Here is a 26,124-nt window from a genome sequence, read left to right as displayed (position 1 = left end):
GCGGCCGGTGGCGGCATGTGGTCGGTGTTCACCGGGTGCTGCCAGTCGTGGGGGTGTGCGGTGGCCAGGGCTTACGGGTGACGTGGCCGCCGAACACCGGGTCGGTGGCGACCGAGGAGCCGCAGCGGGTGCAGCTGGTGGCGGTGTCGTGGCCGTAGCCGGCTATGGACGGCACCTCGACGTGGTCGATCTCGTCGACCGCGCCGCAGACGGTGCACACCGTCATTTCCGCACCGCCCTCGTCAAGAGCGGGCGCGGTGACGAACAGATCCTCGAAGGGGTCGAGGTGGTGGGCGCTGTGCCGCAGCCAGCGGCCGTGGACCGTCGCCTCGTACACCACCACCAGCCGCTGGTCGAGGTGCAGCAGGTACAGCCATTCGAGAGATCCGCCGAGGGTCTCCCGCAGTGAGCCCTGCCGGATCGTGTCGTCCTCGGTGACGGCCGGGTAGCCCAGTCCGGTCACGGGCGGCTGCGGGTCCCAGCGCCTGTGCCTGGGGTTGATGGCGAGGGACCACCAGTCGCGGGCCAGCAGGGCGGCGGCCATGGCGTCGGTGTCGCGGCGGAACGTGTCGGTCCAGATCCGGCGCAGCAGCGGCACCAGGACCTCCGGGCTTTCGCCGAACTGGATCAGGCGGGCGGTGTACCTGGCGCCGAACTCGGCAACTCCGATCAGCGTGGGTGTGCTCACGTGCCTTCCTCCTTGGGAATCTGTGGATGAGGGTTGGAGCGGCCGTCCCCGGCGGGACGGCAGCCGAGCTTGGGTGGCCATGGATCCGCCGGTATCGCTCAGGGCCTTGTGCCGAGCGGCGCGTTCTGAGCGGCCATGAAGGGCACCGGGTCGATCGCGCCGTTTGGGCTGGCATCGCTGCTCTGGTGCACCTCGTAGTGCAGGTGCGGGCCGGAGCTGTGCCCGGTCGAGCCGACGACGCCGAGGGGCTGACCGGCAGCGACCGGCTGCCCGACCGCCACCATCGGCGGCTGGTCCATGTGGCAGTAGCGGGTGAGTAGCCCACCGGCGTGGTCGATGTCGACGTACCAGCCGCAGCCGCGCGTGAGAACGGGGTCACCGTCGCGGTCGCATCCCCATTCGGCGCCGGTGTCGGCGTGGACGGCGTTGCAGCGGACGGTGCGGACGGTCCCGGCGGACGCCGCGCGGATGACGGTGCCGCGCGGGGCACTGAGGTCGACGCCGTCGTGGCTAGGTCGGTCCGAGCTACGGAACCCCGACCCGACAGGGGCGAGGACCGGCTGCGTCCACGGGCCGGTGGCCCCGCACACGGCCAGGCCTTCGGTGGGTAGGCCGGCGGTGCCGGCGGTCGCGGTGACCAACCGGGTGGCCGGTCCCTCCCACTTGGCGTAGGCGTCGGGAAAGGCGCTGACCTGCACGGCCTGGGCGGCCTCGGTGAGTGGCATCGCCTGCCAGCCGTCCACGGCCTGCAGCCTCTGGTAGAACTTCGTCGCCGTGTACCGGGGATCCTGCAACTGTTCGGGGGTGCCCCAGCCCTGGGAGGGTCGCTGTTGGAAGAGGCCGACCGAGTCACGGTCCCCACCCGGGGTGTTGATCAGGGAGGATTCCTGGATCGCGGTGGCCACGGCGATGACCCAGCCGCGGGATGGGACGCCGAGGCGCATGCCGACGGCGGTGATGGTGGCGGCGTTACCGACCTGCTCGGCGCTCCAGTCACCGATCGGAGCGGTCCCGTCCGGAGCGGCGCCGAGCGCCGACGACGCGGTGGCCGTGACGCTGTCGGTCGTACCGCAGGTGCCGGCGCCGCCGCCGAAGATCAGGGTGGTGGCCAACCCTGAGCACAACAGCAGGACGCCGGCGACCGCGATGGCGATCCAGGACAGCACGCGGGTGGTCATGACTGGTCACTCCTTCATGCCAGGCGGGCGGCGGGCCGGTGCAGCGCGGAGACGGCGAAGGCCGCGCGGACCCGTGGAGGGGCGTCGCGCGGCCTTCGGACGAGTACGGGGATCAGCGGGCGAGGACGCCGGGTGTCTCGCCGTGCAGCAGGGACGCCCGTCGGGTCTTTGATGGGGGCGATCCAGATGAGCTGATGCGTGTTCAGGCGGCCAGTGCCGCGACGGGTGGACGCCGGTGGAGCCTGGACTCCGCCGGCGCCGCGTGCGGTACGGGCGTGGGCCGCATCAGGGGCGTCGGCGGGTGGGCGGGGGTGAACCAGCCGGTGAAGCGACGCGGCACGGCGGGAACGGAGGCGCGTCCGCGCGCGACGCCGACCGGGCGCGAGGAGGGCGGTGCGGACGGCGGGGCGAGGGTGGTGGCGCGGCGGGCGCGTTGTTCGGCGCGGCGGGCGGTGCGTAGCGCCCAGCAGGGGCCGTGCTGCCCGCGGCACTGCAGGTTCGTGCAGGCGCCGTCGGATCCGGGTCGGTGGGCGGCGGCGACGTCGACCGCGAGCGCCCCACAGAAGCCTGTCGGCGACGTCGTCCGGTACTGCGGTGCGGTCGCTGGGACGCTGGCTGCGGTCCTCGGGGTGTGCGGGGTGTGCCATGGCGGGTGGCCCTTCGGTCGGCGGATCGCGGGCATGCGTGGTCGTCGCCCGACTCGAGTCGGGGCCTCTGGGGATGCTGATGTCCGTCCGGCGGACGACGACCGGAGCTGATCGACGCTCATCTCTTGATAAAGGTCAAGTCGTGTCGGGCGGGTAGGACGTTGCCCGCCCGGCACGGCGGTGCGGGGTCGCTGCTCGGGGTGGAGGCGTACACGGGTGGTCCGAGGGTGGTGAGCAGGTGGCGGGGGAAGCCGCGCCGGTAGTGGCCCTCGTCGCCGCCGAGCGGCGCATGGTGAGGACCTCGCGCACGTCGACGGGCGCGAGGTCCTCCTGGCGTGTCCGTGAGCGTCAGCGGCGGTGCAGGTCCCGTGGGCGGGTACCCGGCAGTGGCCTGGTGTGGCCGGTGGTGGCGGTGGCGCCGCGTACCCCGGTTCCGGTTTGTTTGGCCTGGTACATGGCGGTGTCTGCCTGGTGCAGCAGGGTGCGGAGGCTGACGCCGAGGGCGGCGCTGGTGTGCCCGACGCTGGCGCGCACGGCCAGCGCGTGCGCGCCGAGGTCGACGGGGTCACGACCGACCGCCCGCCAGGCGGCGCGGGCGACGGCGGCGACGTCGTCGCGGTTGCCGTCGACCAGCAGGGCGAACTCGTCGCCGGAGAGCCGCGCGGCGAGTCGCACCGGCGCTCGCAGTGCGGCCAGGCGTCGGCCGACTTCGGTGAGGACGTCGTTGCCGGCCTCGTGGCCGAGCGTGTCGTTGATGGCTTTGAAGCTGTCGAGGTCGAGCAGGACGAGCCCGAACGGGGTGCCGCGCTGTGCGGCGCGGCCGACGGCGGCGAGCAGGGCCCGCCGGTTGGGCAGACCGGTGGTGTCGTCGTGCTCGGCGGCGTAGCGGGCGCGGGTCAGCGCCTGCTGCTGGCGCCACAGCAGCGCAGCGGCGAGGGCGAGACCGGCGAGGATTCCACCGACGGCGGTGACGATCGAGGTCAGGATGGGAGACACTTCGGGAGCTCCTTGTCGTGTAAGGAGCACCGGGGGCGGGCGTGGTTCCGGGAAGTTCGACGCCCGCCCCCGGGCTACCGGCTGGCGGGGTCGTTCAGGCGGTGGTGTCGGCGAGGGCGAACGCGGCGGGTTTCTCGGCGGCCAGGACCGCCCGCCCGGTTCCGACGAGCTTCACGGCGGCGTTGTGGACCGCGCCCGCGCTGGCCTTCTTCGCGCCGGTTCCCTCGTTGGCCCGGTCGACCAGCCTGCACAGCTCGCTGACCTTGTACTGCTGGCCGGGGTTGGCCTCGAGGATGTCGAGGATCGCGCCGCGCAGGGAACCCGATGCCCGCCGGGTAGAGGCCTGTGCCGCCTCGGCCGCCGCCTCCGTGGCCGGCGCCGTGGCGGGTGATTCGTCCGTGGCCGGGTCGCCGGTGGTGCTGTCGGTGGCCGTGCCGGCGGGAGGCTCGTCCGATACGGCCGGCCCGGCGTCCGCTGCGGGAGTCGTGCCGGTGGCCTGCCCCGTGCCGCCGGTCGCGCCCGGCACCTCGGGCTCGGCGGTCGAGGGGCCGCTGTGGTCGTCATGGTCGGCTCCGGTTTCCGCGGCTTCAGCGACTTCGTCGGGTGCCGCCTCGACGTCACCGGGAGCCGGCGATGCCGGCTCCCGGGTGGCCTTTGGCTGCCCGTCGGCGGGAACCTCGGCGGTCGGCCGCTGGTCGAGCTCCTGCCCGGCAGCCTCTTGGCTCTCCTGCGGTTTGTCCCCGCTCCGCCCTGGTTCTGCGGCGGTGCCGGGCGTGCCGGCGTCGCGGGTGGCGGGCTCCGCTGCGGGCTGGCCGTGATCGCCCTGTTCGGCGTGCGCGCGGCCGGTGTCGGTCAGCCGCCACAGGCTGGGTCCGGTGGCGCTTCGGGTGGGCTCGGCCAGTCCCGCGGTCAGCAGGGTGCGCAGTTTCGGGGTGGTGGTCGAGTAGCCGAGGCCGGCTTCGGTGGCGATGGCGGCGGCGGTGGCCTCGCCGAGCCGGTGCAGCGCGGCGAGGACCTTCGCGACGTTGGGCGCTGTTGCGGGCGTATCGGTGGTCGTGTTGGTCGGGGCGCTGGTCATGGGCGCGTGGCCCCCTTTCTCCTGCCGGCGGCAGGTGTTGGTGAGTGAGGCGTGTGCACTGATGCACGCTTCGATCCGGGTATTGATCAAGTCGTCTGCCCGGAACGTGGGACTGCGGCGACGCGTACGGGTGTGCCGCCCGGTGATCGCTCGCCCGGGCGGCACGTTGGGAGCCGGGTCAGTGCGCGGCGTGGTACGCGTCGCGCACCGCGGCGGGGATGACGCCCCCGGTTCGTGGCCGGGGCAGGTTCAGTCCTTCCCAGTCGGCGGTCCACCACCAGGTGCGGATCTCATGGCTCTGGGTGCGGCAGGTCGCGGCGCCGCGCTTCCGCCGCGGTGCCTGGGGCTGTTTCGGCAGGCGCCGCCCCGCCGTGATGAAAGGGCCGAATGCCGCGGCCATCCGGTCGAAGTTGCCGGCGGACAGGTCGATCTCGTAGGTGGCGCCGTTGAAGGCGAACTGGTAGGTGACGACGTCGTCGGTGGAGCCGTCAAGGTCGTCGACGAGGATCGCGGTGATCCTGGTGGCCATGAGGGAGCCACCTCCTTTCCTCTCGGGGTGGGCTACCGGGCGGGTCGGTGGGTGCCGAGGCCGAGCCGGCGGCCGATGACGGGCCCGCGATGCACGGAGGCGACGGCGGCGGGCAGGTGGCGGCGTTGCCAGCCGTGCAGGGCGGCGGTGAGGTCGGCGGCGTACTTGCGGTGCTGGGTGAGGGCGGCGGCGAGGCCGGCGGCCTGTTCGATGCCGTTGTTGGCGCCGCGCGCGGTGTGGGGGCGCACGGGGGCGAGAGCGTCGCCGAGGAGGACGGCGTGACCAGTTCCGATCGGCCAGACCATGCGGTCCGGTGGGGTGATGTCGAGGACCGGTACCGCCATGCGGGTGGTGGTGGTGTGGACGACGGCGGCGTGGCCGGCCGGGAGGAGCAGGTCGGCGTGGGTGTCGACGTGGGTACGGGCGGCGGGGCTGACGTGCCGGGGGAGGGCGAACACCCGGCGGATGGGGTCGGCGCCGAACCGCTGCGCGTACTCGGCGCTGGTGCAGTTGAGGTAGAAGGTCCAGTCGCAGCCGCCGGGTACCGGGGCGAGGTTGAACTGCACGCCGGGGCAGGGCTGCAGACGCAGGAAGTCCCGCAGGCCGGGCTCGGGGGTGATGTCGGCGATGCCGCGGTGGGCGACGTAGCCGGCGTAGCGCAGGCTCCGGTCGGGATCCAGCAGCCGGCGGCCGGTGGACGACCGGCCGTCGGCGAACACGACCAGGTCGGCGGGCGCGGTGTGGCCGTCGCGGAACCGCAGCACCTGCTGGCCGGCCTCCTCGGCCAGGGCGGTGACCTTCATGCCGGAGTGCAGGACGCCGGCGGGTAGGCGGCGCGTCAGCGCCTGGTGCAGCAGCGTCCAGGTGGTGTTCCGCCCCGGGTAGGTGCGTCGGATGGTTTCGGCCGGCTGACGGTCGCGGACGTTCATCTGGACGATGGCCTCGGAGTCGTGGGCGACGATCTCGTGCTGCGGGATGCCGAGGCGGTCGAGCACGTCGAGGGCGGGGTGTTCCAGGCCGATGAGGCCACCGCCCAGAGGTGCGGACGCGGGCGCGGCCTCGAAGACGGTGATGTCGTCGAATCCGGCGCGCAGCAACAGCAGCGCCGTGACGGGGCCGGTGATACTGCCGCCGACGACGGCGATGGTGGGCTGCCGGCCGGAGGCCGACATGGTGCTGGATGTCATGATCGGTTCCCTTCTGCGGGTGGGAACCCGGGCACGGCCGTGCCCGGGGTATGCGCGGTGCGCGGGTGGCCGGGCGTCGGCCAGGTGGTGCCAGTGGTAGGAGCGGGTCGGCGGCGGTGGGCCGCGGACGCGCTGATCAGCCGCCGTGGTGCGGCGGGCGGATGGAGGCTCGGAAGGTGTGGCGCCGGGCTGCGTCCGCTGGTGCGCGAGGTGCGACCGGGCGGGCAGGGCAGCGGGGGAGGGCGCGGCCCCGGCGGGTTACCGGCCGGGCGTGATGAACGGCGGCGGCACGGGAAGGATCCGCCGCGCCCGCTGGAGCACCTCGTCGGCGACCGGGATCAGCGGCGTCGCGTCCGGTGAAGCGGTCGGGGTCGTGCGGTGCCAGCCGCCACCGGGGCTGCTGGCGATGGTCGTCCAGGTGAACAGCGGGGTGAGAACCTCGGCGACCGCCGTGCTCTGCGTGGCGTAGCTGTCGCGGCAGACCCGCACCCGCAGGACGTACCCGTCGGTGTGGTGCACCCGGGTCAGCTCGTAGGTGCCGTGGCCACCCTGGTGGAACACCTCGTCGACGATCACCGCGACCGGTCCGCCGGGTCGCTGGCGGCGGCGGTCGCCCCGGACGCGACGAGGACCCAGGGCCACTGGTAGGCGCCGATGGCGTAACAGCGGTTGGCGTCCGGGGCGACCCGGTCGTGCTCGACCCAGCGGCTGCCCAGGCCGTCGTCGTCCTCCCACTCGACGACGACCTCGTCGCCGTCGAACCGCAGGCGGGGATGCTCGCCGGGCATGTCACCGGGACAGAGGGCGTCGAGGTGGGCGGCCATGCGCTGCACCGCGAACCGGGGGAAGCGGCACAGCACCCCGGCGCGGGTAAGTGTGGTGTAGCCGGCGGCGACCATGGCGCGGTAGGCGCCGCCGCCGACCACCCCGCAGTTGACGGTCGCCGGGGTCCAGGTGGCAGGCGACGGGCTGATGTCACCACGGCTGCGGGAGATGCGGTAGCGGTCGTTGGTGGCCTCGCTCGCCGGGTCCGGGTGCAGCCCGAACCAGTGCATCCCGTGGTGGCGGGCGTAGCGGAGCAGGTCGAGCAGGTTCCGCCGGCCGTCGAGGTGTTCGGTGTGCAGGGGCAGGAATCCGTGCCCGTCGTCGTCGGGGACCGGGTTGCCGGTCGCGCCGGTGACGGTGTGGGTCCAGGTTTCGGCGAGGACGCGGTGGTCGGTGCCGTCGGCGTCGTACCAGCGGGGGACGCCGTTGGAGGACAACCAGTCGCCGTCGGTGTCGTGGGACCAGATGAGTGCGGCCTGGTCCGGCAGGCCGGCCCGGCACTGCTGCCGGGTCCTGAGGTGCGCGTGGGTGGCGGCGGCGTGTTCGGCGAGAGGCAGGACGTCGTCGAGGCGGAACCACAGTCGGTCGGACATGGCGAGGAGATCTCCTGGTCGTGATCGTGGAAGAGGGAAAGGTCGGCCGCTTCTGCCGGCCGGAGCTTGCGGGGCGCCCCGGCCCGGGGCGCCGGGCGGTGCCGCCCGGGCCGCAGCGGGTCCACGCCACGCTGCTCCGGCCCAGGGGTACGGTGCGTGGCCCGCAGAGGCGGGTCGGATGCACTCCGGGCGGGCGTGGTTCAGGTGGCGGTGGGCTTGGCGAGGCGGCTGTGGCCGCACTCGTTTGGCCGGGTGTGCGTCGCAGGGCAGGGGCCCGGCTGCAGAGTTCGTTTCTGCTGCCGGGGGCCGGCGCGGCGCGGGTGGGGTTGGTGGAGCCGGTCGGCCGCCGCCGATCCCCGGGAGGCAGGGGACGGGTGGCGGCCCGACCGGTTCCCGGTTCGGTGCTGCTACAGGGCGACGGCGAGCAGACGCTGGTCAGCCTCAAGGGTGGTGAGGTAGCGGTTTGCCTGTTCGAGGTAGGTCACCCGGTGGGCGAGGGCGTCGCTCGCTGGCGTGAGCTTGTGCCCGTCCGGCATGAGCAGGGCGTCGCCGCACACTGCCGTGGTGGCGCTGTAGTGCTGGTAGGCCATCGGACCTGCCTGGAACATCTCCAGCTCTCCCACGCTGAGGTGGGCGGCGCCGTAGTTGGCCGCGTTGTGCATCCGCATGGCGCAGACACGGGCCTGGTTGTGGAAGTCCGCCTCGGCCCGCTCGCGCGGATACCGGGCGGGGTCCGCCAGGTGACGGGCCAGCAGGGCCGACCACGGGGTGGCCGGCCGGGTGCCGTGCACGACCTGCTGCCACAGTTGGTGTCGGATGCCGGCACCGACCCCGGCGGCGTGGCGCATGGCGGCGAGGTCGAGCAGCTTGACCGGCCCACCGGCGCAGTACACCGGGCGTCCCTTGCGGGGCGCGACGAGGTGGCCGCGCTGCCACAGCCACATGCCCGGGGTGGCCCAGAAGCGGGGCTGCAGGGTGCCGGACACACCGAAGTGCCGGTCGAGCTGGGTGGCGGTGAGGGCCTGCGACGGTAGGCCGTCGGGCAGGCAGACGATCATGATGTTGATCGTCGCGGTCGGCGTGACCACCGGGGTGGTGGCGGCCGTGGTGCTGCCGGTGGCAGTGGGGGCGGTCGTGCGGCCCTTGCGGGTCGTCACCGTCGGTACGCGGGTGCCGTAGCGGCTCAGGGGAGTCGCGGCACCGTTGGTTGCGGTCATCTGGGGTTCCTCCTTCGGTCGTGCGCGCTGTGGGCGCGCGGAAGTGGCCGGCCCACCGGGTGCATGGGTCGGCTCGCGAAGCGAACAGGGGGCGGGTGCAGGGGGTGGTGCTGGTGGTGCGGTGCGACCTGGGGGTCGCCGCGCGGCGCGGGCGCCGACCGGCCGGGAAGGCGGGTGGGCGGAGGCACCGTGGGGTGCGGCGATGGTTCCCGAGGTGGGACCGGACCGGGTGGAGCGATATGTGGGTGAGGGTGGTGCCGATGAAGGTAGCGGCCGGATCTGTCAGCGCCGGCCACCGTCATGATCGTCAGTAGTGCGGTTGGCCTGCACTGTCAGACGACTGTCCGGCTCCGCGGGTGAGGGGCTGCGGGACTGTGAGATCTTGTCGGTCTCACAGTCGCCCACGAGCGGTGGGCAACCTGCCTCCGCGCGCGGTGGGGGTGGATGTCAGGGCTGCGGGTCGGTGCCGCCGGGTTCGGTGTCGGGGAAGCGGTGCGGGTTGGTGAGCGGGTTGTCCGGGCCGTGGTCGGAGGGCAGTTCGTGCAGCCTGTGGCGATGACCAGGGTCGGTGGTGAGGGTCCAGGTGGGTCCGGCGGGGTGTTCGCCGTGGAGGCCGGTGGCGACGGGCATGGCGGTGGGTACTCCGGCGAGGGCGTCGAGGAGGTGGTGTTCGCGGCGGCGGCCGGGGACGTGCAGCAGCACCGGGTAGCGCGGCCCGTAGGTGGCGAGCTGCTCGTAGCCGCGTAGCTTGCGCAGCACGGTGGCGAGGGGTTCGGTGCCGTTGTCGTGTTCGAGGAAGAACCCGACGGTGCGCCCGTCGGCGTGCCAGATGCCGTGCCCGTCGGGCTGGACACCGGTTCCGCTGCCGGCGGCGTAGGAGGCGGCGGCGAAGGCGGCGGTGGTGTGCTGTTCGGACCACCAGCGCGCCAGCCGGGTGTGCCCGTGGGTGCGGGCGTGGCCGATGAGGTCGATGAACAGCTGGTTGGTGCCGAGCAGGTGGGCCAGGCGGCGGCTGCCGATGATGCGTTCGGTGCGGTCGATGCTGGTCCGGGGGGCGCGGGCGCCGGCCTGGTTCGGGTCGTTGAACTGGGTGGGGTGGACCACGGCGCCGAGAGGGCCGAGGGTGTAGAGGTGCTGGCCGCTGCCGGTGGTGACGTCGACGAACCGGCTGACCGCCTCCATCTGGTGTAACCGGGCGAGGCGCAGCCGGGCTGCGCGAAGCGAGGGGAACAGGGCCGTCGCGACCTGGTCGGTGGACAGCACGTAGTGCTCGGCGAGCCACCGCAGCAGCTGGTGGTCCCGGACGGTAAGCCGACGAAGCCGGTCAAGACGAGCCAGACGAGACGGACGGGAAGCAGAAGAGGCGGAGGACGAGCGGGACGCGGAGTTGCTGGCGGGCACGGTGGATGCTCCAGGCGGAAGAGGAGTCCCTCCGAAGGGAGGGTGTCTGAGTTCGGTGGGGTGGTCACCGCGAGCTGGTGACCGCCGGTGAGCGGCACTGACAGACCCGTACGGCCGGATCTGTCAGTGCCGCGTGGTGATCGGTGGTGAAGGGCTGGTGAAGCCCTCACGGAAGGGACGACCGGGACGCGGGCGACTCCGGTCGAGCGGTCTGTCGATCTCGCTCCAGATGCCCTGCGACGTTCAGGCGTTCGCCTTCGGACCGCTCCTGCCCCGGGGCCGACGGTTGTCGTCAGGCCGGGCCGAGAAGCGGTCGACGAGATCGTCGATCGCGCTGGTGTCCTGCGCTGGCACCGCCTGCGCCGCGGCCTGCCGGATCACCGTCGCCTCGCCCACGACCGGCTTCGGCGGCCGGGTCCTGAGGGTGAACGCCGGCGTCTGCCGCCCGCCGACGACGAGGCGCCCGGCGGCGGTGTAGGCGTCGAGGTGGGTCAGGTCGTGCTCGTCGAGCTCGGGCAGGGTGTGCCTCGCCAGGACGCGGGCATCCTCCGGGGCGACGGAGAAGTACAGCTTGTTGCGGGCGTTGGCCGACGCTGCGGCGAGCAGGTCCTTCGGGAACTGGGCCAGGTCCTGGTGCGCGAGGACGATCGACAGCCGGTACTTCCGCGCCTCCGCCAACATCGAGTCGAGGCTGTTGGCGAGGGTCAGGAAGTTCTGACACTCATCAATTATCAGGGTGGCGTCGCGGCGTTTGTCGGCCGGCACGGCGGCGCGGGCGGTCGCGGCCTGCCACACCTGCGCCAGGACCAGGGAGCCGAGCAGCTTGCTGGTGTCCTCACCCAGCTGGCCCTTCGGGATGCGTACCAGCAGCGCCCCACCGTCGAGGACCTTGCCCATGTCGAAGCTGGACCGGGGGTAGCGCATGCTGCGCTTGACGAAGTCCCGCAGCAGGAACGCCCGCAGGCGGGCCAGGACGGGGCCGATGACCTGGGAACGCAGGGCCGGGTTGAGGCCGTCGTACCACTGCCAGAACCCGGACAGGCCGGCCGGGTCGTCCAAGCCGACGGTCATCGCGCTTCTGAACTGGGCGGAGTTCAGCAGGGGCGGGATGTGCTGGAGGGTGACGTTGGCGTGCCGCAGCAGGGTCAGGCAGGCAACCCGCATGACGTCGTCCATCCGCGGCCCCCACGCCTTGGCGAAGATGTTCCCGAAGATCGACACGAGGTTGTCGACGACGAGGTCCGGGTCATTGCCGGACAGCGGGTTGAGGGTGGGCGGGTTGGGCTGGTCGGGGTCGAACAGCACCACCCGCCCGGCGACGCTGGCGGGAAGCCGGTCGAGGATGTCGAGGACCATGTCGCCGTGCGGGTCGATGACCACGGTGCCACGGCCGGCTCTGATGTCGTCGACGGCCATGTTGACCAGCAGGGTGGTCTTCCCGGAGCCCGTCGATCCGACCACATGCATGTGGTACCTCGCATCGGCGACGGACAGGGCCACCGCGTGACCACCGACTTCGGCGTCGCCGAGGACCTTCATCCCCCGGCCGCCGGTCGGCACCGCCACCGGGGCCGGCATGGACTTCGCCCGCGCCCGGTCCAGCCCCGCAACGGCCAGATCCTGCGGCAGGGCGGCCAGGACGGCCAGCTCGGGGGTGGAGGCCAGGAACCCCGCCCCGAGCCGCCGTGTGGCCAGCGCGGCCACCGGCTGCGGCATCCGCGCCCGGTGGGCGAGGCGGTTGCGGCCGGCGTACACGGCGAACGACGAGGCGAGAGCGTCCGCGATGCCCCGCAGCCTCGGTGAGGGGTCGCTGCCGGCGCGGTGCGTGTTCTTGGCGACCGCGTAGCGGATGCCGATCGTCCACAGCGGGTGGGCGATCTTGTCGAGGATCGCCCGCACGTCGCGCTCCACACCGGGGTCCCGGCGGCCGGCGGGCTGGCCGCCGCTCCGGGGGGTGGCGTGGCCGGGAAGGAACACCTCGATCAGCCACAGCAGCGGCGCGGCGGGATTGATGGCCGGTACGGCGGTCCTGCCGTCGCGTAGCCTGCCCGCCGCGCGCCGGGCCCGTGCGGCGCGGCGTGGGGTGGCGGGGCGGGCGAGGACCTGTGCGCAGGCGTACTCGTCCGGCTTGAGCTGCGACCCGGCGGACATCAGCGCCCGTAGCGGGTCGTTGTCGTGGTCGGTGTGAAACGGCAGCCACTCGGCGGCCGTCGGCAGCAGGTGCCCGCCGACGGCGGCGGGCACGTCGAGCGGGATCGGCGGGGACGCCTGGTCGTCGGTGGTGCAGGCGGCGCCGGGCCAGGCGGCGCGCACGGCGGCCTCGACCGCTCCCTGCGGCACCGTGCCGGGCACCCAGATGCTGATGAGCAGTTGCCGGCCGGTCCAGGTGTACTGCCACACCACGTGCGGGCTGCCGTACAACAGCCGACGTCGGCGGGAGGGGGTGAGGGTGCCGTGCAGGTTCGCCCACAGCGCGGCGGCGCTGTGCGGGTCGACCTCCGGTGGTGGGGCGACGGTGACGAGGCGGGCGCCGTCGGCGTGGCGGCGGTGCCGCCACCCGTCGAGCAGGTTGCGCCCGGCGATGTACGCGACCAGCAGGGCGGCGGCGACGCCGAGCAGCCACGGCCGGTCCACCGCCCACTGCGCGGCGTGCAGAACGCAGCGCGTGGGCGCGCCGGGCGGGGAAATGACACCGGCGCCCGGCCCGGAAGGGCTGGGCGCCGGTGCTGGCGACACGATAAGGGGTGGTGTCACAACTCCTCCTCCCCGTCGTCGGGGTCGAGGTCGGCGAGGTCGGACGGCTTCGTGGTCGCGAGAAGGTGCTCGGCCTGCGAGGAGATCGACTCGAACGCGGTCCGGTTCGTGCCGGAGATCAGCAGGCCGTGCCCGACCCGGGCCGCGAGCAGCATCCGCCGTTCCCCGGCGGTCAGACCGAACGCGTCGGCGACCTGGTCGATGGCCTGCGGGGCCTGCTTGAGCAGAACCTGCGTGGACGCGTTCGACACGACGGCCTGGCCGAGGTCGGTGCCGAGCACGTCGGCGACGTCCTGGGTGATGACCGACAGGCCGGCGTTGCGCTTCCGCCCGGCCTTGGACATCTTGAACAGGAACCGGGCGCCCTCACCGTCGCGCATCAGCAGCCACGCCTCGTCCACCACGACGAGGCGGCGGGTGGCCAGTCGGGCCCGACCCGGTGCGTCTACTGACCGCCAGATCGAGTCGAGGGCGAGCAGCGTGCCGACGGTGCGCAGTTCGTCCGGCAGGTGCCGCAGGCTCCAGACGACCAGGTGCCCGTCCGGGCGGGTCGTGGTTGGTGAGTCGAACAGGTCGGAGAACGAGCCGGCTACCCACGGGGCGAGCCGGGCGGCGAGTTCGTGGGCGGCGGCGTTGTCGTCGGCCCGCAGTGTCGCGACCAGATCCTTCAGCAGGGGTGCGGGCCGGTGGTGGGTGGCCGGGTCGGTGGTGATTCCCGCCTGGCGGTAGACGGCGAGGATCGCCCGGTCCAGGGCGGCGCGCTCGGCGGGCGGCGGCAGCTGCCCCAGTAGCACCGAGATGAGGGTGTGCAGGAACAGGCCGCGGCGGGTGAGCACGTCCGGGCGGGTGTCCCCGGCCGGCAGATCCAGGGGGTTGATCTTCACGCCGGGCGCACCGAGTCGCACGATGGTGCCGCCGACCGCGTCGGCGAGGCGCAGGTATTCGTCTTCGGGGTCGACGACGGCGACCTGGACTCCCTGGTACAGGTTGCGGAGCACGTCGAGCTTGACGAAGTAGGACTTGCCGGCGCCGGAGCGTGCGAGGACGACGCTGTTGTGGTTCTCCTGCGCCCAGCGGTCCCACCAGACGATGCCCTGGGAGTCGGGGTTCACCCCGTACAGCACCCCTGCGGTGGTCGCGGGGTCACCGGGTAGCGGCGCGGGCAGGTCCGCCGACGCGAGGGGAAAGGCGGCGGCCAACGCCTGGGTGTCCATCGTCCGCCGCATCTGCAGGCTGTCAGTGGCAAGCGGCAGGGTGGTGGTCCAGCCGGGAAGGTGCCGCCACGTCGCGGGCTGCACCTCGATCAGGGTGGATGCGGCAGCGGCCTTTACCTGCGCGCAGGCTTCGAGGAGTTCGGCCTCGGTGCGGGCGTGCACGGTCAGGTACAGGCCGACGCGGAACAGCTTCGCCGACCCGCGGGCGAGGCGTTCGGCGAGGTCGGCGGCGTCGTCGGCGGCGGCCTCCACGTACGGGTCGGTCAGCTTGCCCCGCTGCTCGTCCGCCCGACGGGAGGACTCGAACCGGGCCCGTTGGTTACGCAGCCGCGAGGCGGCGATCGGGGTGGGAATCGGTTCGATGTGCAGGGCCAGGTCCAGCCTGCCCGGCCAGGACAGCAGCGGTTCCAGCCACGCCGGCCCGACCTCGGCCGGGTAGCCGGTCACCACCAGGGTGGCGGCGTAGCCGTCCCCGACCCGCAGGAACCGGGGCGTGACCTCCACCGAGGCCGGCGCTACGGTCGCCGCCAGTCCGGTGGATAGCGGGCTGGGACCGGGGTGGTCGTGGTTCTGGGCGCGTCGGCGCCTGGCGGAGATCACGATGTCCTCCTGGTGCGCGGCCCCCTGGTGGGAGTCGCGGTGATGATGGTGTGGGAGGCGGCCAGTCCGCCGGGGCGGGGCGGCCGGTAGGGATCGGCGGCGGCGGCCAGGGCGGCGGTCGTGGCGTGGCCGTCCAGGGCACGGGTGGTCACGCCCAGCCCCGACAGGGCCCGGACCGTCTGGTCGGCGCGGCGTCGGGCGGCGTGCTCGCTTCGTTCGCCCGGGTTCGCGCGGGTGACGATGAGGACCTGCCGGCGCAGCGGATCCCGCCGTTCGGCGAGGTCGTCGAGGAACCGGGCGTGGTCGGCTGCCGCGTCCGCGAGAGCCGGGTGCGGCATCTCTTGCGCCGCCTGGGCGAGGGTGCGGGCTGCGGAGTGCAGATCGACCGGCTGCGCCGACACGACGATCTGCGTCGGCGTGGAGAGGCTGTTGAGCCAGCGGCCGAAGGTGTCGACGAGGGCGGCCTGCTCGTCGGCGGTGCGTAGCGCCAGGTTGACGCTGGTTGCCGCGACCATCGCCGCCTTCACCGCCCCGAGGCTGATCTCGCCGTGTTCGTCGATGGCGTCGGCGGGCAGTTTCAGCGGTGCCGGCAGCATCACCTTCGACGCCGGGGCCTGCACCCAGTCGGGTGTCTTCGCGGTGGTGTCGGTGGTGGACAACGCGCGTGGCGCTTGGGCGTGGCGCACCGCGGAGGCAAGCCACATGTCCATGGGCAGTCCGTCGCGGCGGCCGACAGCGAGGCCGAACACCAGGCCGCCGAGGACGACGGCTGCGCCGAGCAGCACCGGCGCGGGCACGACGGTGTGCAGGGCATTCCAGCCGCCGTAGAGGACGACGGCGGCCACGGCCAGGATCGCGAGTTGTCGGAACGTCAGCCCGTAGAGCACCTTGTCCGGCGCGTCCACGTCGGCGGGCATCCGGGCGGTGACGGCCTGTTCGTCGCGGCGGTCGGGGTTCATCGTCGCACCGACCGAAGGGCGGGGATGCGCAGCCCGCGGGTGAGCTGCTGCACGACGACGACCCGCACGACCGCGCCGACCGGGTTGCCGCCACGCGCGCCGCCGCTGGTGGCGAAGTGCTGCATCAGCCCCGGTACCTTGACCGTGGTCCACAGCAGGACCATCACGACGAAGAGGTTGAGTACACCGCCCGGTTCGACCGGTAGGCCGAGGGCGGGCAGCATGGCGCCGGTGTCCAGCAGCATCCACTGACCGGCGAAGAGCACGAACGCCTGCACCACCGGGATCGCCAGCATGGCGACGTACGACCGCCACCACAGGCGGGCGACCGGCTCGGTTTGCGGCAGGGCGTGGCATGCCAGCGCGATCGGCGCGACCGCGGTGAGCACCAGCGCGACCGCGAACCGGACGATCACACTGCAGGCAGTGGTGGCGAGCAGGAACACGATGATCGCCAGGCAGACGATGAACAGCAGGCCGGCGGTCTGGTCACGCGACGCTGTCAGGTGGGTCTTGACGGCGTCGAGGGCCCTGTCTCCCTTGAAGTCCTGTGCGGTCAGTGCGGTGGTGAGTGCGTTGGCGAACTCGATGAGCCTGCCGGCGATCAGCTGGGAGAAGTGGGCGGTGACGAATCCGACGACGCACCGTGGCAGAAGATCCTTGGCGGTGTAGCGGGCGCGTTCGTCGCCGCCGGCGACCATGGTGAGGACGCCGACAGCGACGAACGCCAGGACGAAGACGGTGTCGGCAACCCAGATCGACCGTCCGGTGAGAGCCTGCACCTGCGGCAGGCTGGTGACGTCCGGGGTGATCAGCAGCGCGTGGGTGATCGCGGTGATGAGCCCGTTCAGGCAGTCCAGTAGCAGGCTGGCGAACCAGTCGAGAATCTGGTTGAGCGTCCAGGTCATCGTCAGCCTCCGACGATTCCCCGGACCACCTGCAGCAGGACCGGAGCGAGCACGGCGAGGCCGTAGCCGGCCAGGGCGTTCTTCAGCGCGCCCTTGGCCTTGTCGACCTGGGTAGGGTCGCCGGCGGCGGTGGCCCAGTACACCCCGGCCAGGACCAGGAACAGGGTGGCGACGGCGGCGAGAATGCCCATTACCCAGGTCTGCAGGTTGAAGATTACGGTCGGTAGGTCGTTGGGGGCCGGAGTGACCGGCTTGTCGGGGGCGGCGGCGTAGGCGGCGGTCGACGCGGCCAGCACCATCGCGGCAGCCCCGACGGGCACGGCGAACCGGACGAGGCGGTGAATCACGCGGGACGTGTAGAGGGCGGTGGTCAGGGCACGGAGACGTGCCCTCATCGTGGGGAACATGGGTGGCTGCACCTCCCGCCCCGGCACGAGCCGGGGCGACACTCGAAGCGGGTCATGAAGGCGCCGCCGGGCTGGGAATCACGTGTCGGACGGGGACCGCGGCGAACCTCGGGAGGAGCTCGTCCTCCCATTCGGGTTGGCGGTGATCGATGAGGTGTCAGCGCATCAACGTGGCGCGGCACCCGAGGGGCCCGATCCCGTGTCGGCCAGGTGTCCCGGCCCGGCGGCGGCGGGACCAGCCCTCCATGGCACCGTGGTGGCGCCGGAGGAGTCCCGCACCCTCAAAACGGCCGTTGTGAGCTGTGGCGAACACCTGCCGGTCCGACAGCGATCCGACACGATCTCGCGGAGGCCTGACAGCCCGGCTCACCGGCGAAATCTGACGGCCATGCCGCGCTCGGAAGGGATCCGCTGTGGGGAACGGCGCGAGAGCCTTACAGCAGCCGGACGTCGCCCCGTGGGACGCCGCCGTCAGGGCTGGGCGGGAGCCGACGCGTGACAGGATCTGGGGAGGTTTCCGCACCGTCGGGCAGCCGGCCGCAGTGGGGTAGGCGGCGGCTCCGTCACACGCAACCGCGGGTTTCGGCGTACGGGTTCCGGTGCAGAGCCAGGTACGCCAAATGTGCAGAGGCCTGGGCGAGTGGCGCTGGGGGACCTTGCGGCGCCACTCGCCCCGGCGACGCACGTCCGTTGCTCACGATGAGTAACCGTTGGACGTGGGCGTCACCCGAATCGCGGCTACTTAGAGACTTGGTTCAGGATCGATGTCCGGCCAGACTCGGTCCAGGTGCCCGGCGAGACGCTCCCACATTGCGGCTGCCCACCGGTGTCATTGGTGTGGCTCTCTCATGGCCTGCGGTCTCGCCGGGCACCGCGCGAGGAGAGGCTGGAAAGGGGTTTGTCCTGCTCGAAGTAGCGGTGCCCTCCTTGCTGACAACCCCATCCGGTTCAGCCAAGGGAGGCGCCGATGTCTGTGATCATCGGGATGGACCCGCACAAGCGCTCGGCCACCATCGAGGTCGTCGACGAACGTGCCCGGGTGCTCGCAGTGGGCAGGTACGGCACCGACAAGACCGGCTACGCGCAGATGCTCGCCGCCGGCCGCCAGTACGCCGATCGGGTGTGGGCGGTCGAGGGTTGCAACGGCATCGGCAAGCACATCGCCCACCGCCTGCTGCATGACGGTGAGACGGTGCTCGACGTACCCGCGAAGCTGTCGGCGCAGGTGCGGGTGTTCGCCAGCGGCAACGGCCGCAAGACCGACCCGGTGGATGCGCACTCGGTCGCGATGGTCGCACTGCGCACCCCGAACCTCGTGCAAGTCCAGCTCGACCCGGACCTGCAGGTGATGGGAATGCTGGTCGACCGTCGCGACGAGTTGGGCCGCGCCAGGACGCAGACCATCAACCGGCTGCACCGGCTGCTGCTGGAGCTTTTTCCCGGCGGGGCAAAGCAATTCCTGTCCGCACGACAGGCACGGGCGCTGATCGCGACCATCAAACCCCGCGACATCGTGGGCAAGACCCGGCGCCGTCTCGCCGTCGAGCTCATCGGTGAACTCGAGGGCATCGACAAGAAGATCAAGACCGCGGAGAAGGACCTCAAGGAACTGGTGGTCGCCCGCAGCTCCACCCTGATGGACCTGCACGGCATCGGCCCCTCAGGTGCAGCCCGGCTGCTGGCAGACGTCGGCGACATCCGCCGCTTCGCCGACCGCGACCGGTTCGCGTCCTGGAACGGCACCGCCCCGCTGGACGCCTCCTCCGGCGACCAGAAGCGTCACCGACTCTCCCGCGCCGGCAACCGCCGCATCAACCGCACACTGCACATCATGGCCGTCGTCCAGCTGCGCAACCGCACCGAAGGCCGCGCCTACTTCGACGCGAAGAAGGCCGCCGGGAAGACCTCCATGGAAGCCATGCGCGCCCTCAAACGCCGACTGTCCAACGTCGTCTACGCCCGCATGATCACCGACCACAAACGCAGGCAGGCGGCGGATCCGGGAGGGCACTCGGGGACGACTCTGCAATCCAGCGTGACCGACCTAACCCCGGACATCGGCCCTTCGGACAAGCCACTTCCCGGACCCGCCACCAACCACCCTAAACCCCTGGTGTCAGCGGCGCCTTGACATAAAGGGGTGCCATGAGCGGACGTCTGCGGCCCGCCAGCTTAGGGCTTGACGCTCGGCGACTGCCGGTGCGTACCGTCGTTAGACGACCGTCAAAGGTTGTGCCCATCCGGGATCTGGCGGTCCGAGTCTCGCTGACGGGCGCTATCCGGGCGCGTCCGAGGCTGCTCGGACGAGCTGGGCGCCGGGGCCACGCACGATCAGCTGGACGCCTCTGCGCCCGGCATCGCCGCCCGCCGGGTCCGGGACGTACAGGCCGACGGTGGCGGCGTCGTCGGCCAGGACATCGTCCATGGCTAGGCACTCCTCGTCGACGAGCAGCTCGGCTGTGGTGGCTGTACCGTCTATGGCGGCGTCCAATGAGCGAGCGGCCTCCTCTTCGACGTTGTCGGCAAGGTGCCGCCATCTAATCGGCTCGCCCGCGGAGTCATCGCCGCTACGACCAGTCCACAGTGAGGCAACGGCGCGGGCGAGGTCGGCACATAATGCTGGCGAAAGGACCTTTACGCCCGTAGCGTGAGGGCTACCTGCTGTCGCACCGACCCACCCGTGGCCGGTGACGACGCCGACGAGCTGTCCGGGCCCCCTGTCCCACAACAGTAGGCTGGCACCGCTGCCCGTGACGCGGGTCCGTAGCAACTCCCGGCCGCGGCGGGCGTCGGCGCCGTAACCGATGCGGTTCGCGAGGGTGGTCAGGGCGGCAGGGTCCCCGGCGGTGGAGCCGACCAGCAGGTCCACGCGGACGCCCCGCGTCACGGCGTCGGAGCAGCCAGCGGCCAATGCCTCGAACACGTCCGGCCCGTCGAGACGGGGAATGGTCAGAGCGACGCTAGTGCGTGCCGATTGGAGCGCCTGGGCCAGAGCGGAGGCGTGCGCCTGCTCGCCGCGCAGTACGTCGTCGGCGGCGAGCAGCACGGTGGTGCCGCGCCGGTGTACCCGATCCTCCTCGGTCGCACCCAAGAGAAGGCGCCGCGCGGGACGGGTCGCCCGACGAGACGTTACATGCGAGCGAGGGGAACCGCCGACTGCTGCGGCGGCCGCGGCTAGGGCCGGGGCTGTCAGGGCGTGGCGCCAGGGCGGCGGCAGGCCGACCACCTGCTTGGCGTCAACGTCAACGTCGAGAGGGAGCCAGTGCGCGTCGCGGCTGATCTCCTCGATTCGGCCGATCCGGCGCACCCATTCACCGGCTTCGCGGTGCAGGAGCTTCTGGACCTGTGCCTCGTCCACAGAGTCGCGCACGATCCTCGTAACAATCCTGGGGGCGGTGTCCCAGACCTCGGTCAGGTCGTCCCGGCGGTAGGACCGAGCCTCAGACTGCCGGGCGACCTGACCGGAGTGACGCTCCATCACCAAGATGCCGGGGCGGGCGGTTTCGACAATCACCGACACGGGCTCCCGATCCCCGCTGACAGCCTCGCGCCCGGCCCCGGTCAGCACGAACGACGCTTGCGGCCCTCCTTGGACGGCGACCCAGCCAGCGTTGACGAGCGTCACGACGGCCTGAACGAGCAGCCTGTCGTGCACGCGGAAAGCTTCGGCCAGCGACCGCAGGGTCGCGCCGCCGTCGGCGACGGCATTGAGCACCATGTGCTCAAGCCGGCTGTACGGCTTGCCGCGGGCGAGGTCGTATGGGACGCGAAACCGGCTCACTGGCAACAGGACGATCATGACAGCCCCCCAAGGTCGGCGCCAAGCCGAACGGCACGGCCAGAGGCGAACCAACCGCTTAGGTCGGTAACAATCCGCTTGAGGTGCCACAGAGGGTTTGCGGTGTCGTCAAGCTCGACGGTGCGGACCTGCTCCTGGAAGAAGTCCCAGGAGCCGACGAGCACGAGCAGCCGCTCGGCACGGGACAGCAGCACATTGAGCCGGCTCGCTTCGTTTAGAAAGCCCAGGCCGTGTCCCGGGTCGTGAAGGTTGTTGCGCACTAGGCTCACCGCGATGACGTCGGCTTGGTTACCCTGGAAGGAGTCGACGGTGTGGACGCCGCTGGCGCCGCCGGGAGCGCCAGGGCGGGCGTTGAGGGTGGGCTTGAGCTCGATTCCCTCAGGGAGGGCGGCCATCCTCATCCGGCGTCGCAGCAGAGACGCCTGCTGGTTGTACGGCGACAGGACGGCGAGTTCCGCGGCGCCAGGTTCCTTTCGCATCAGCGACGCCAGGAAATTTGCCAGGGCCGTGGCCTCGGCGTCGTTGGTGAAGCGCGGTCGGCCCTGGGCCGGCCCGGTCTCGGCGGTCCTGGGGTCGTCGCGGCACCACGGGACGTCGAGCCAGACGATCGCTTTTCCGCGGATGTCGAGCGGCTCGGCGAAACCATGCAACACGCGGGCAATGGGCTTACCTTCTTGGACCGTCCTGTTTACGAGCCGGCCGCCGTAGTACGCGCGCGAGATCAACTCGCCGATGTCAGGGTGCATGCGGTGCTGCTCGATGAGCACGCCCGCGGCGGCACCGCCTGCCGAGTCGTCGGTCAAGCGCTGCCCGGCGTCGCCTTGGCCGACCGCGACCTGGCAGTGCTCGAACGTACGCCTGAAGGTTTTAAGCCAGTCCTTGGCGTAGCCCTGGAAGGCGGCGCGCTCTTCGGTGGTCTTGTCCCTCCACGACGAGACCCACTCCCAGTCCAGGACACCAGGCCCGGTATCCGGCAGCGCCTGCAGCGCCTCAACAACCGCATCGAGAGCGTCGACGCCACGCAGGTAGTCCTCGTACCGATACGGTGGGAGCTGGTTGTGGTCGCCGATCAGCAGCCACCGGTGGCCCGCCTGCAGGGGCAGCGCGAGGTCGAAGCCGTGCGCCTTCCCGGCTTCCTCGACGATGGACCAGTCGAAGGACTGGTCGCCGGCAATGGCCTCAAGCTCACCGGCGCTGGTCGTGCAGTAAGTCAGGTTCGCGCCACGCTTGACCAGTTCGACGAAGTCGGCGGCGCCGGTCCCTCGTGCCTCGTGGCTGGCGAGCTCGTCGGCCATCGCCGTGGCGTGGTCGAGCCAACCCTGCTGGGCGGGCGTGCGGTCAGCCAGGTCAGCGAGGCTACTGCTGCTGTCGCGCAGGACCTGTAGGGCGACGTCCTCGACGGTGTCTTGGGCGGTGTCGTCTTCCCTGCGGGATCCGAGCCGGACCGCGAGGGGCCGGCGCTCCGATGCGACACCCTCGAATGCCTCAGTTACCCGTGCCCGGAGGACGTCGACGGCGCCATGTGCCTGGGCCGTGACCAGGACTTGCGCGACCGGGTCGTCGTGGAGTATCTCGCGCAGAAGCCAGGCGACCAGCGTGGTCTTCCCGGTACCGGGCGGGCCCTGCAGGGCGTAGATGGGACGGACCCGAAGGATGTCCTCGATCGCGCGGCGCTTGGCTTCGTCGACGGTCTCCGGAGCGAGCCGGACAGGCAGGTCGGCCGCGCCGGTGTCGATGTACACCTGGCCGGGTGCGGCCAGGCTGCGCAGCAGATAGCTGTGGCGGTCGAGGGCGTCGATGGCCTGCTTGCGGCGTCGGATGAGCTTGAGGTTCCCGGGCATGCCCGCGCCGCGCAGGTATCCGCGTTCGGGCGGCGGCGGACGGTCGGGATCGAATGTCGGGCGCCTGAGTGTCGCGGTCCGCGCAGTGTCGTCCACGGCGTGGACGCGCCACTGGTTGTCTTTACCGCCCGCAGGCAGAGCCAGGGCGTCCCCGTGCTCGCCGGACAAGATGACGCTGCCGCTGTCAGGCTTGCCAGCCTCGAGTTCGCGCTGCAGGAAACCGGCGAGGTCGTCGTTGTGCAGGAACGCGAGGACCTGCCTGTTCGCAGGGCGTAGCCGCTCACGAACGGTGATTTCCTCGTAGCCGGGTTCGTCGGCTTGGTCCGGCCCGGCGACCAGCTCGATGGGGAAGATCGTCGCGTCGAGCATGAGCAGCTCGATCTGGTGAGTGGCGCGGACGAACTGGTGGAATTGGGCGAGGTCGCGCGCCATGTCGGCGCCGCGATCGATGCGGGGCAACACCGTGTCCCATGTCGCGGACGCCAGGGCCAGGCCGCGGTCGTTGTGGGCGGCCCTTGTCGACCGGACCGCCAGGCGGCCAGCCGGCAGTCGCACTCGGGCCGATCCTCCCTCACTGTTCGTGAGCTGGGCTGGGCCTATACAGAACGCGATTTGCCACGTGGGCGCCTCGCCGCGATCAGAGTATTTGCGCAGCCGGACCACAGTGCGTCGGCCGACCAGTAGAACGGTTTCCTGTTTCGGCACGGCGTACAGAGATCCGCCGTCAAGGTCGCGGCGCAGAAACACCGTCAAGCCGTCGGTGTGGGCGACGTTACGCGGGTCGTAGGGCTGGCCTTCGTCTAGGCCGAGGTGCTCCCGTAGCCCTCGCTCGAGCAGGTAGTCGTAGAGCAGAGTCTGCTTCGGGTTGACGATGAGCGTGAAAGGCCGATCGTCCGCGCGGGCTGCCGGTGGGGCCGCAAGCAGCGCGACGATCCCATGAACGGCGATCTGGACATCATGCGGGCGGGTCATCCGCTCGAGCGGGTTCGGGTCGATCAGGCGGAGAAGCAGCGCCCGTTCGGGCTCGGTGAGCGTGGTCGTGGCGGACTCGATGGCCTTGACCACACGGTTGTACCGGTCGCTCGGAGCGTTGTTCGCGTACGGCTCGAGGTTGAGCACCAGGCGCGCGCACAGCATGCCGAAGCCAAACCAGTCGTCGTCGGGGCGCCAGGCCGCGGTGTCGCCCGCGAGCCGCTCGGGCGGCGAGGACCAGCTGACGGGCGGGTCGGCGTCCAGCGGGCGGCCGAGCCGGACGGACCACTCGAAGCCGCCGAGCCGGATGGACTCGGTGGGCTCGTCGGGCAGGTACAGCAGGGCTGCCGCACCGACGTCGCGGTGCAGGACGTGCTGGGAGTGCAGCACGGCCAGGCCTGCGGCGACGCGGCCAGCGGCTCGCCAAAGCTCCCGCCGATCGGCAGGGTCGCGGGAGGAGAGCCAGCCGTGCTCGGCCCGAGCAGCGAGGGCGTCCGCGACGCTGCCGTAGCCGGGCGCCTGCAGGACCATGACGAAGGACTTCGCGTTGCGGTCGAGACCGGCGTCCTTGAGGACGGCCAGGGTGTCGTCGGCGCCAGGGCTACTGCCGACCTTGTAAAGAGTGCGCAACTCGGCGTCCCAGAGTGCCCGCTGGACGGGGTCGGGCTCGTCGCCGTCGTAGGCCCAGGTGCGGGCAAGGTATTGCAAGCCGTCCTCGTCGTAAGCGGTCCACGCTTCGGCGTCTCCGGCGGCCGACCTGCGGGTTCCTAGCTCGTACCGTCCTCGTAGGAGGGTCGTACCCTCGTCCAGCGGCATGTGCCTCCTTCGTCGGCTCAGGAAGTCTAACTAACCTACGAGCATCTCGGCAGCGCTGGATTTGGGTCGGCGGCGCCGACGCCGTGCACGCCCTCGAGGGCAAAACCGCTCGGTCAGGTCGACGCCCACCACGAGCCGTTTACGCACTCGTGCGCGACGACTCTGGCGCCGGCCAGACAAACGCCACCCGAACGACTGGACCTTCCAGCGCCCCCCACGCACCCAAGCCGCTCATCGGCTAGATCCGGACGCTGCCGGGTCGACCAGAATGACTGACTGTAGTTGATCGTTGCAGAGCAAGCTCGGCCGCGAGCCACAGCCGCACTCGCAGATGTCGATAGCTGCCGTCTGCTTGGTGGCGTACCGGCTCTGCACTCGAAGCCGTACGCCGACAGCGGGTCCGACCAGATGGTCGGGCCCGCTGTCGGGATCGGTCAGCGGTCAGGCTGCTGTCAGCCTCACCTGCGCGGCAGCCGGTCGTGCGCCGTCACCACGGGCGGCCCGGATGCGCTGGCGTCGCTCGGCGGCTGCGGCGAGGTCTTCCCGTACCCGGGGCGAGGTCACCTCGGTGAGAACTCCGGCGGCAAGCGCCTCGGCGATGCGGTTGTCGATGCGCTCGACGCGCCGGCGCAGGGTGTCGACCTCCAAGCCGACAAGGGCGGCGATGGGTTCGATGGCCCGGCGGCCCAGCCGCAGGTCGATGTAGGGCTGCTCGTCACATCCGTCGACGATGCCCAGCTCGACCGCGCGTCGCACCAGCAGGTCGGGATGCCCGTAGGGCCGCTTCGGCGTGCGGGGGCCGGTGACGTGTTCGAGGTTGTCCACCGGCATCGCCTCAGCGCCGTCACGCTGACGCAACTCGTGCCCGGCCCGCCATGCCGCCATGCACAGCGCCGCGTACGGTGCCGGCTTCGCCAGGTCGACCCGGTCACGCAGGGCGGACAGGAAGCCGGTAAGGATCTCGGCGTCCAGGTCGTGGGCGTCGCCGGCCCAGCCGGTGCGCAGCCGGCCGGCGTAGCGGCGCAGCGCGGGCATCGCGAGGGCGACGGCAGCGATGACCCAGGCGGGCCCCTCGACGCGGGCGCGGCGGATCAGTTCCCGCCACACCACGTCGCGAACCGTGTAGGCGTCCGGGTGCGCCAGCAGCCACTGGCGCAACGCCGGCAGGGCGATGACACCGCCGGGGAGGCCGGCGGTGTCATCGAGTTGGTCGGCCAGCGTGTCGAGATCCAGTGACAACGGGGCAGGGCCACAGGTCAGTTGGGCGAACGCGGTGTCCACGGCGTCCAGGGGTGAGTCGGGCCAGTCCTTGCCGGATGCGGTCATGTCACGAACTCCTCGTCAGGGATTTTGCGGCCGGCGTCTGTGGCCGGCGCGCCTGACCGCAATTGCGACACCCCGCTCTCACGGGCCTCTGACAGCGCAGGCCGGCGGGCACGTGCGGCGGTTCGGCAGCGCCGTCCGTCCCGGCTCGCCGGCCGCTGGCCACCGGGCGCCGCCGTGCGTCATGGCCAC

At 71.7% G+C, this 26,124-nt stretch carries 19 protein-coding genes; 1 reads left to right on the top strand and 18 read right to left on the bottom strand.

Annotated elements, in window-relative coordinates:
* Window positions 1-28: 28 nt before the first annotated feature.
* From DER29_RS08380 to DER29_RS08310, 15 genes are all read right to left on the bottom strand, one after another.
* Window positions 29-688 carry a hypothetical protein gene (locus DER29_RS08380; protein WP_121396827.1) on the bottom strand — a complete coding sequence of 220 codons (660 nt, stop codon included), beginning with the start codon at window positions 686-688 and terminating at the stop codon, window positions 29-31.
* Window positions 689-786: 98 nt separating this feature from the next.
* Window positions 787-1,866, bottom strand: coding sequence for a M23 family metallopeptidase (locus DER29_RS08375; protein WP_121396826.1), 1,080 nt, complete (start codon window positions 1,864-1,866; stop codon window positions 787-789).
* Between the two features lie 995 nt (window positions 1,867-2,861).
* Window positions 2,862-3,509: a GGDEF domain-containing protein gene (locus tag DER29_RS08370; RefSeq protein ID WP_121396825.1), complete on the bottom strand. Its 648-nt coding sequence runs from the start codon at window positions 3,507-3,509 to the stop codon at window positions 2,862-2,864.
* 94 nt (window positions 3,510-3,603) lie between these two features.
* On the bottom strand, window positions 3,604-4,587 hold the full coding sequence (locus DER29_RS08365; protein ID WP_121396824.1) for a MarR family transcriptional regulator: 984 nt from the start codon (window positions 4,585-4,587) through the stop codon (window positions 3,604-3,606).
* A 178-nt stretch (window positions 4,588-4,765) separates the two neighbouring features.
* On the bottom strand, window positions 4,766-5,116 hold the full coding sequence (locus DER29_RS08360) for an Lsr2 family protein (RefSeq protein WP_121396823.1): 351 nt from the start codon (window positions 5,114-5,116) through the stop codon (window positions 4,766-4,768).
* A 32-nt stretch (window positions 5,117-5,148) separates the two neighbouring features.
* Complete coding sequence (locus DER29_RS08355; RefSeq protein ID WP_121396822.1) at window positions 5,149-6,303, bottom strand: FAD-dependent monooxygenase; 1,155 nt, start codon at window positions 6,301-6,303, stop codon at window positions 5,149-5,151.
* Window positions 6,304-6,561: 258 nt separating this feature from the next.
* On the bottom strand, window positions 6,562-6,879 hold the full coding sequence (locus tag DER29_RS08350; protein WP_121396821.1) for a hypothetical protein: 318 nt from the start codon (window positions 6,877-6,879) through the stop codon (window positions 6,562-6,564).
* Window positions 6,876-7,721, bottom strand: a complete 846-nt coding sequence (locus DER29_RS08345) for a hypothetical protein (RefSeq protein WP_121396820.1) — start codon at window positions 7,719-7,721, stop codon at window positions 6,876-6,878. The genes DER29_RS08350 and DER29_RS08345 overlap by 4 nt, the downstream gene beginning before the upstream one ends.
* Window positions 7,722-8,128: 407 nt before the next feature.
* Entirely contained in the window at window positions 8,129-8,938 is an 810-nt protein-coding gene (locus tag DER29_RS08340) for a hypothetical protein (RefSeq protein WP_199729180.1), read from the bottom strand.
* Window positions 8,939-9,385: 447 nt separating this feature from the next.
* On the bottom strand, window positions 9,386-10,276 hold the full coding sequence (locus DER29_RS08335) for a replication-relaxation family protein (protein ID WP_121399094.1): 891 nt from the start codon (window positions 10,274-10,276) through the stop codon (window positions 9,386-9,388).
* Between the two features lie 306 nt (window positions 10,277-10,582).
* Entirely contained in the window at window positions 10,583-13,093 is a 2,511-nt protein-coding gene (locus DER29_RS08330; RefSeq protein WP_121396819.1) for a helicase HerA domain-containing protein, read from the bottom strand.
* A complete protein-coding gene (locus tag DER29_RS08325) occupies window positions 13,090-14,904 on the bottom strand; it encodes a VirB4 family type IV secretion system protein (RefSeq protein WP_370040259.1) in 1,815 nt (604 codons plus the stop codon). Before DER29_RS08325 ends, DER29_RS08330 begins: the two co-directional genes overlap by 4 nt.
* Window positions 14,904-15,866, bottom strand: coding sequence for a PrgI family protein (locus DER29_RS08320; protein WP_121396817.1), 963 nt, complete (start codon window positions 15,864-15,866; stop codon window positions 14,904-14,906). Before DER29_RS08320 ends, DER29_RS08325 begins: the two co-directional genes overlap by 1 nt.
* Window positions 15,863-16,774, bottom strand: coding sequence for a conjugal transfer protein TrbL family protein (locus DER29_RS08315; RefSeq protein ID WP_121396816.1), 912 nt, complete (start codon window positions 16,772-16,774; stop codon window positions 15,863-15,865). The genes DER29_RS08320 and DER29_RS08315 overlap by 4 nt, the downstream gene beginning before the upstream one ends.
* A gap of 2 nt (window positions 16,775-16,776) precedes the next feature.
* Window positions 16,777-17,181 (bottom strand): pilin, encoded by a 405-nt coding sequence (locus DER29_RS08310; protein ID WP_121399093.1) that lies wholly within the window; start codon window positions 17,179-17,181, stop codon window positions 16,777-16,779.
* 967 nt (window positions 17,182-18,148) lie between these two features.
* Between DER29_RS08310 and DER29_RS08300 the strand changes: the two genes are divergently transcribed.
* A complete protein-coding gene (locus DER29_RS08300) occupies window positions 18,149-19,312 on the top strand; it encodes an IS110 family transposase (protein WP_121396795.1) in 1,164 nt (387 codons plus the stop codon).
* Between the two features lie 144 nt (window positions 19,313-19,456).
* Here the strand turns inward: DER29_RS08300 and DER29_RS08295 are convergent, their stop codons facing one another.
* The 3 genes from DER29_RS08295 to DER29_RS08285 form a co-directional block, all read right to left on the bottom strand.
* On the bottom strand, window positions 19,457-20,980 hold the full coding sequence (locus DER29_RS08295) for a hypothetical protein (RefSeq protein WP_121396815.1): 1,524 nt from the start codon (window positions 20,978-20,980) through the stop codon (window positions 19,457-19,459).
* Window positions 20,977-24,609, bottom strand: a complete 3,633-nt coding sequence (locus DER29_RS08290) for an AAA domain-containing protein (protein WP_121396814.1) — start codon at window positions 24,607-24,609, stop codon at window positions 20,977-20,979. Before DER29_RS08290 ends, DER29_RS08295 begins: the two co-directional genes overlap by 4 nt.
* Before the next feature lie 441 nt (window positions 24,610-25,050).
* Complete coding sequence (locus DER29_RS08285) at window positions 25,051-25,935, bottom strand: hypothetical protein (protein WP_121396813.1); 885 nt, start codon at window positions 25,933-25,935, stop codon at window positions 25,051-25,053.
* Window positions 25,936-26,124: the final 189 nt, after the last annotated feature.

Origin of the sequence: Micromonospora sp. M71_S20 (genome assembly GCF_003664255.1) — a bacterium.
In the GTDB taxonomy this organism is placed as follows: domain Bacteria; phylum Actinomycetota; class Actinomycetes; order Mycobacteriales; family Micromonosporaceae; genus Micromonospora.
The sequence above is the reverse complement of the archived record's forward strand: the minus strand, read 5'-3'. Positions and strand labels throughout refer to the sequence as shown.

Bases quoted from the DNA above. Each gene is read 5' to 3' on its own strand.
- DER29_RS08310 (WP_121399093.1), bottom strand. From the start codon at position 17,181: ATGTTCCCCACGATGAGGGCACGTCTCCGTGCCCTGACCACCGCCCTC.
- DER29_RS08365 (WP_121396824.1), bottom strand. From the start codon at position 4,587: ATGACCAGCGCCCCGACCAACACGACCACCGATACGCCCGCAACAGCG.
- DER29_RS08295 (WP_121396815.1), bottom strand. From the start codon at position 20,980: ATGATCGTCCTGTTGCCAGTGAGCCGGTTTCGCGTCCCATACGACCTC.
- DER29_RS08375 (WP_121396826.1), bottom strand. From the start codon at position 1,866: ATGACCACCCGCGTGCTGTCCTGGATCGCCATCGCGGTCGCCGGCGTC.
- DER29_RS08300 (WP_121396795.1), top strand. From the start codon at position 18,149: ATGTCTGTGATCATCGGGATGGACCCGCACAAGCGCTCGGCCACCATC.
- DER29_RS08340 (WP_199729180.1), bottom strand. From the start codon at position 8,938: ATGACCGCAACCAACGGTGCCGCGACTCCCCTGAGCCGCTACGGCACC.
- DER29_RS08355 (WP_121396822.1), bottom strand. From the start codon at position 6,303: ATGACATCCAGCACCATGTCGGCCTCCGGCCGGCAGCCCACCATCGCC.
- DER29_RS08315 (WP_121396816.1), bottom strand. From the start codon at position 16,774: ATGACCTGGACGCTCAACCAGATTCTCGACTGGTTCGCCAGCCTGCTA.
- DER29_RS08290 (WP_121396814.1), bottom strand. From the start codon at position 24,609: ATGCCGCTGGACGAGGGTACGACCCTCCTACGAGGACGGTACGAGCTA.
- DER29_RS08345 (WP_121396820.1), bottom strand. From the start codon at position 7,721: ATGTCCGACCGACTGTGGTTCCGCCTCGACGACGTCCTGCCTCTCGCC.
- DER29_RS08320 (WP_121396817.1), bottom strand. From the start codon at position 15,866: ATGAACCCCGACCGCCGCGACGAACAGGCCGTCACCGCCCGGATGCCC.
- DER29_RS08360 (WP_121396823.1), bottom strand. From the start codon at position 5,116: ATGGCCACCAGGATCACCGCGATCCTCGTCGACGACCTTGACGGCTCC.
- DER29_RS08285 (WP_121396813.1), bottom strand. From the start codon at position 25,935: ATGACCGCATCCGGCAAGGACTGGCCCGACTCACCCCTGGACGCCGTG.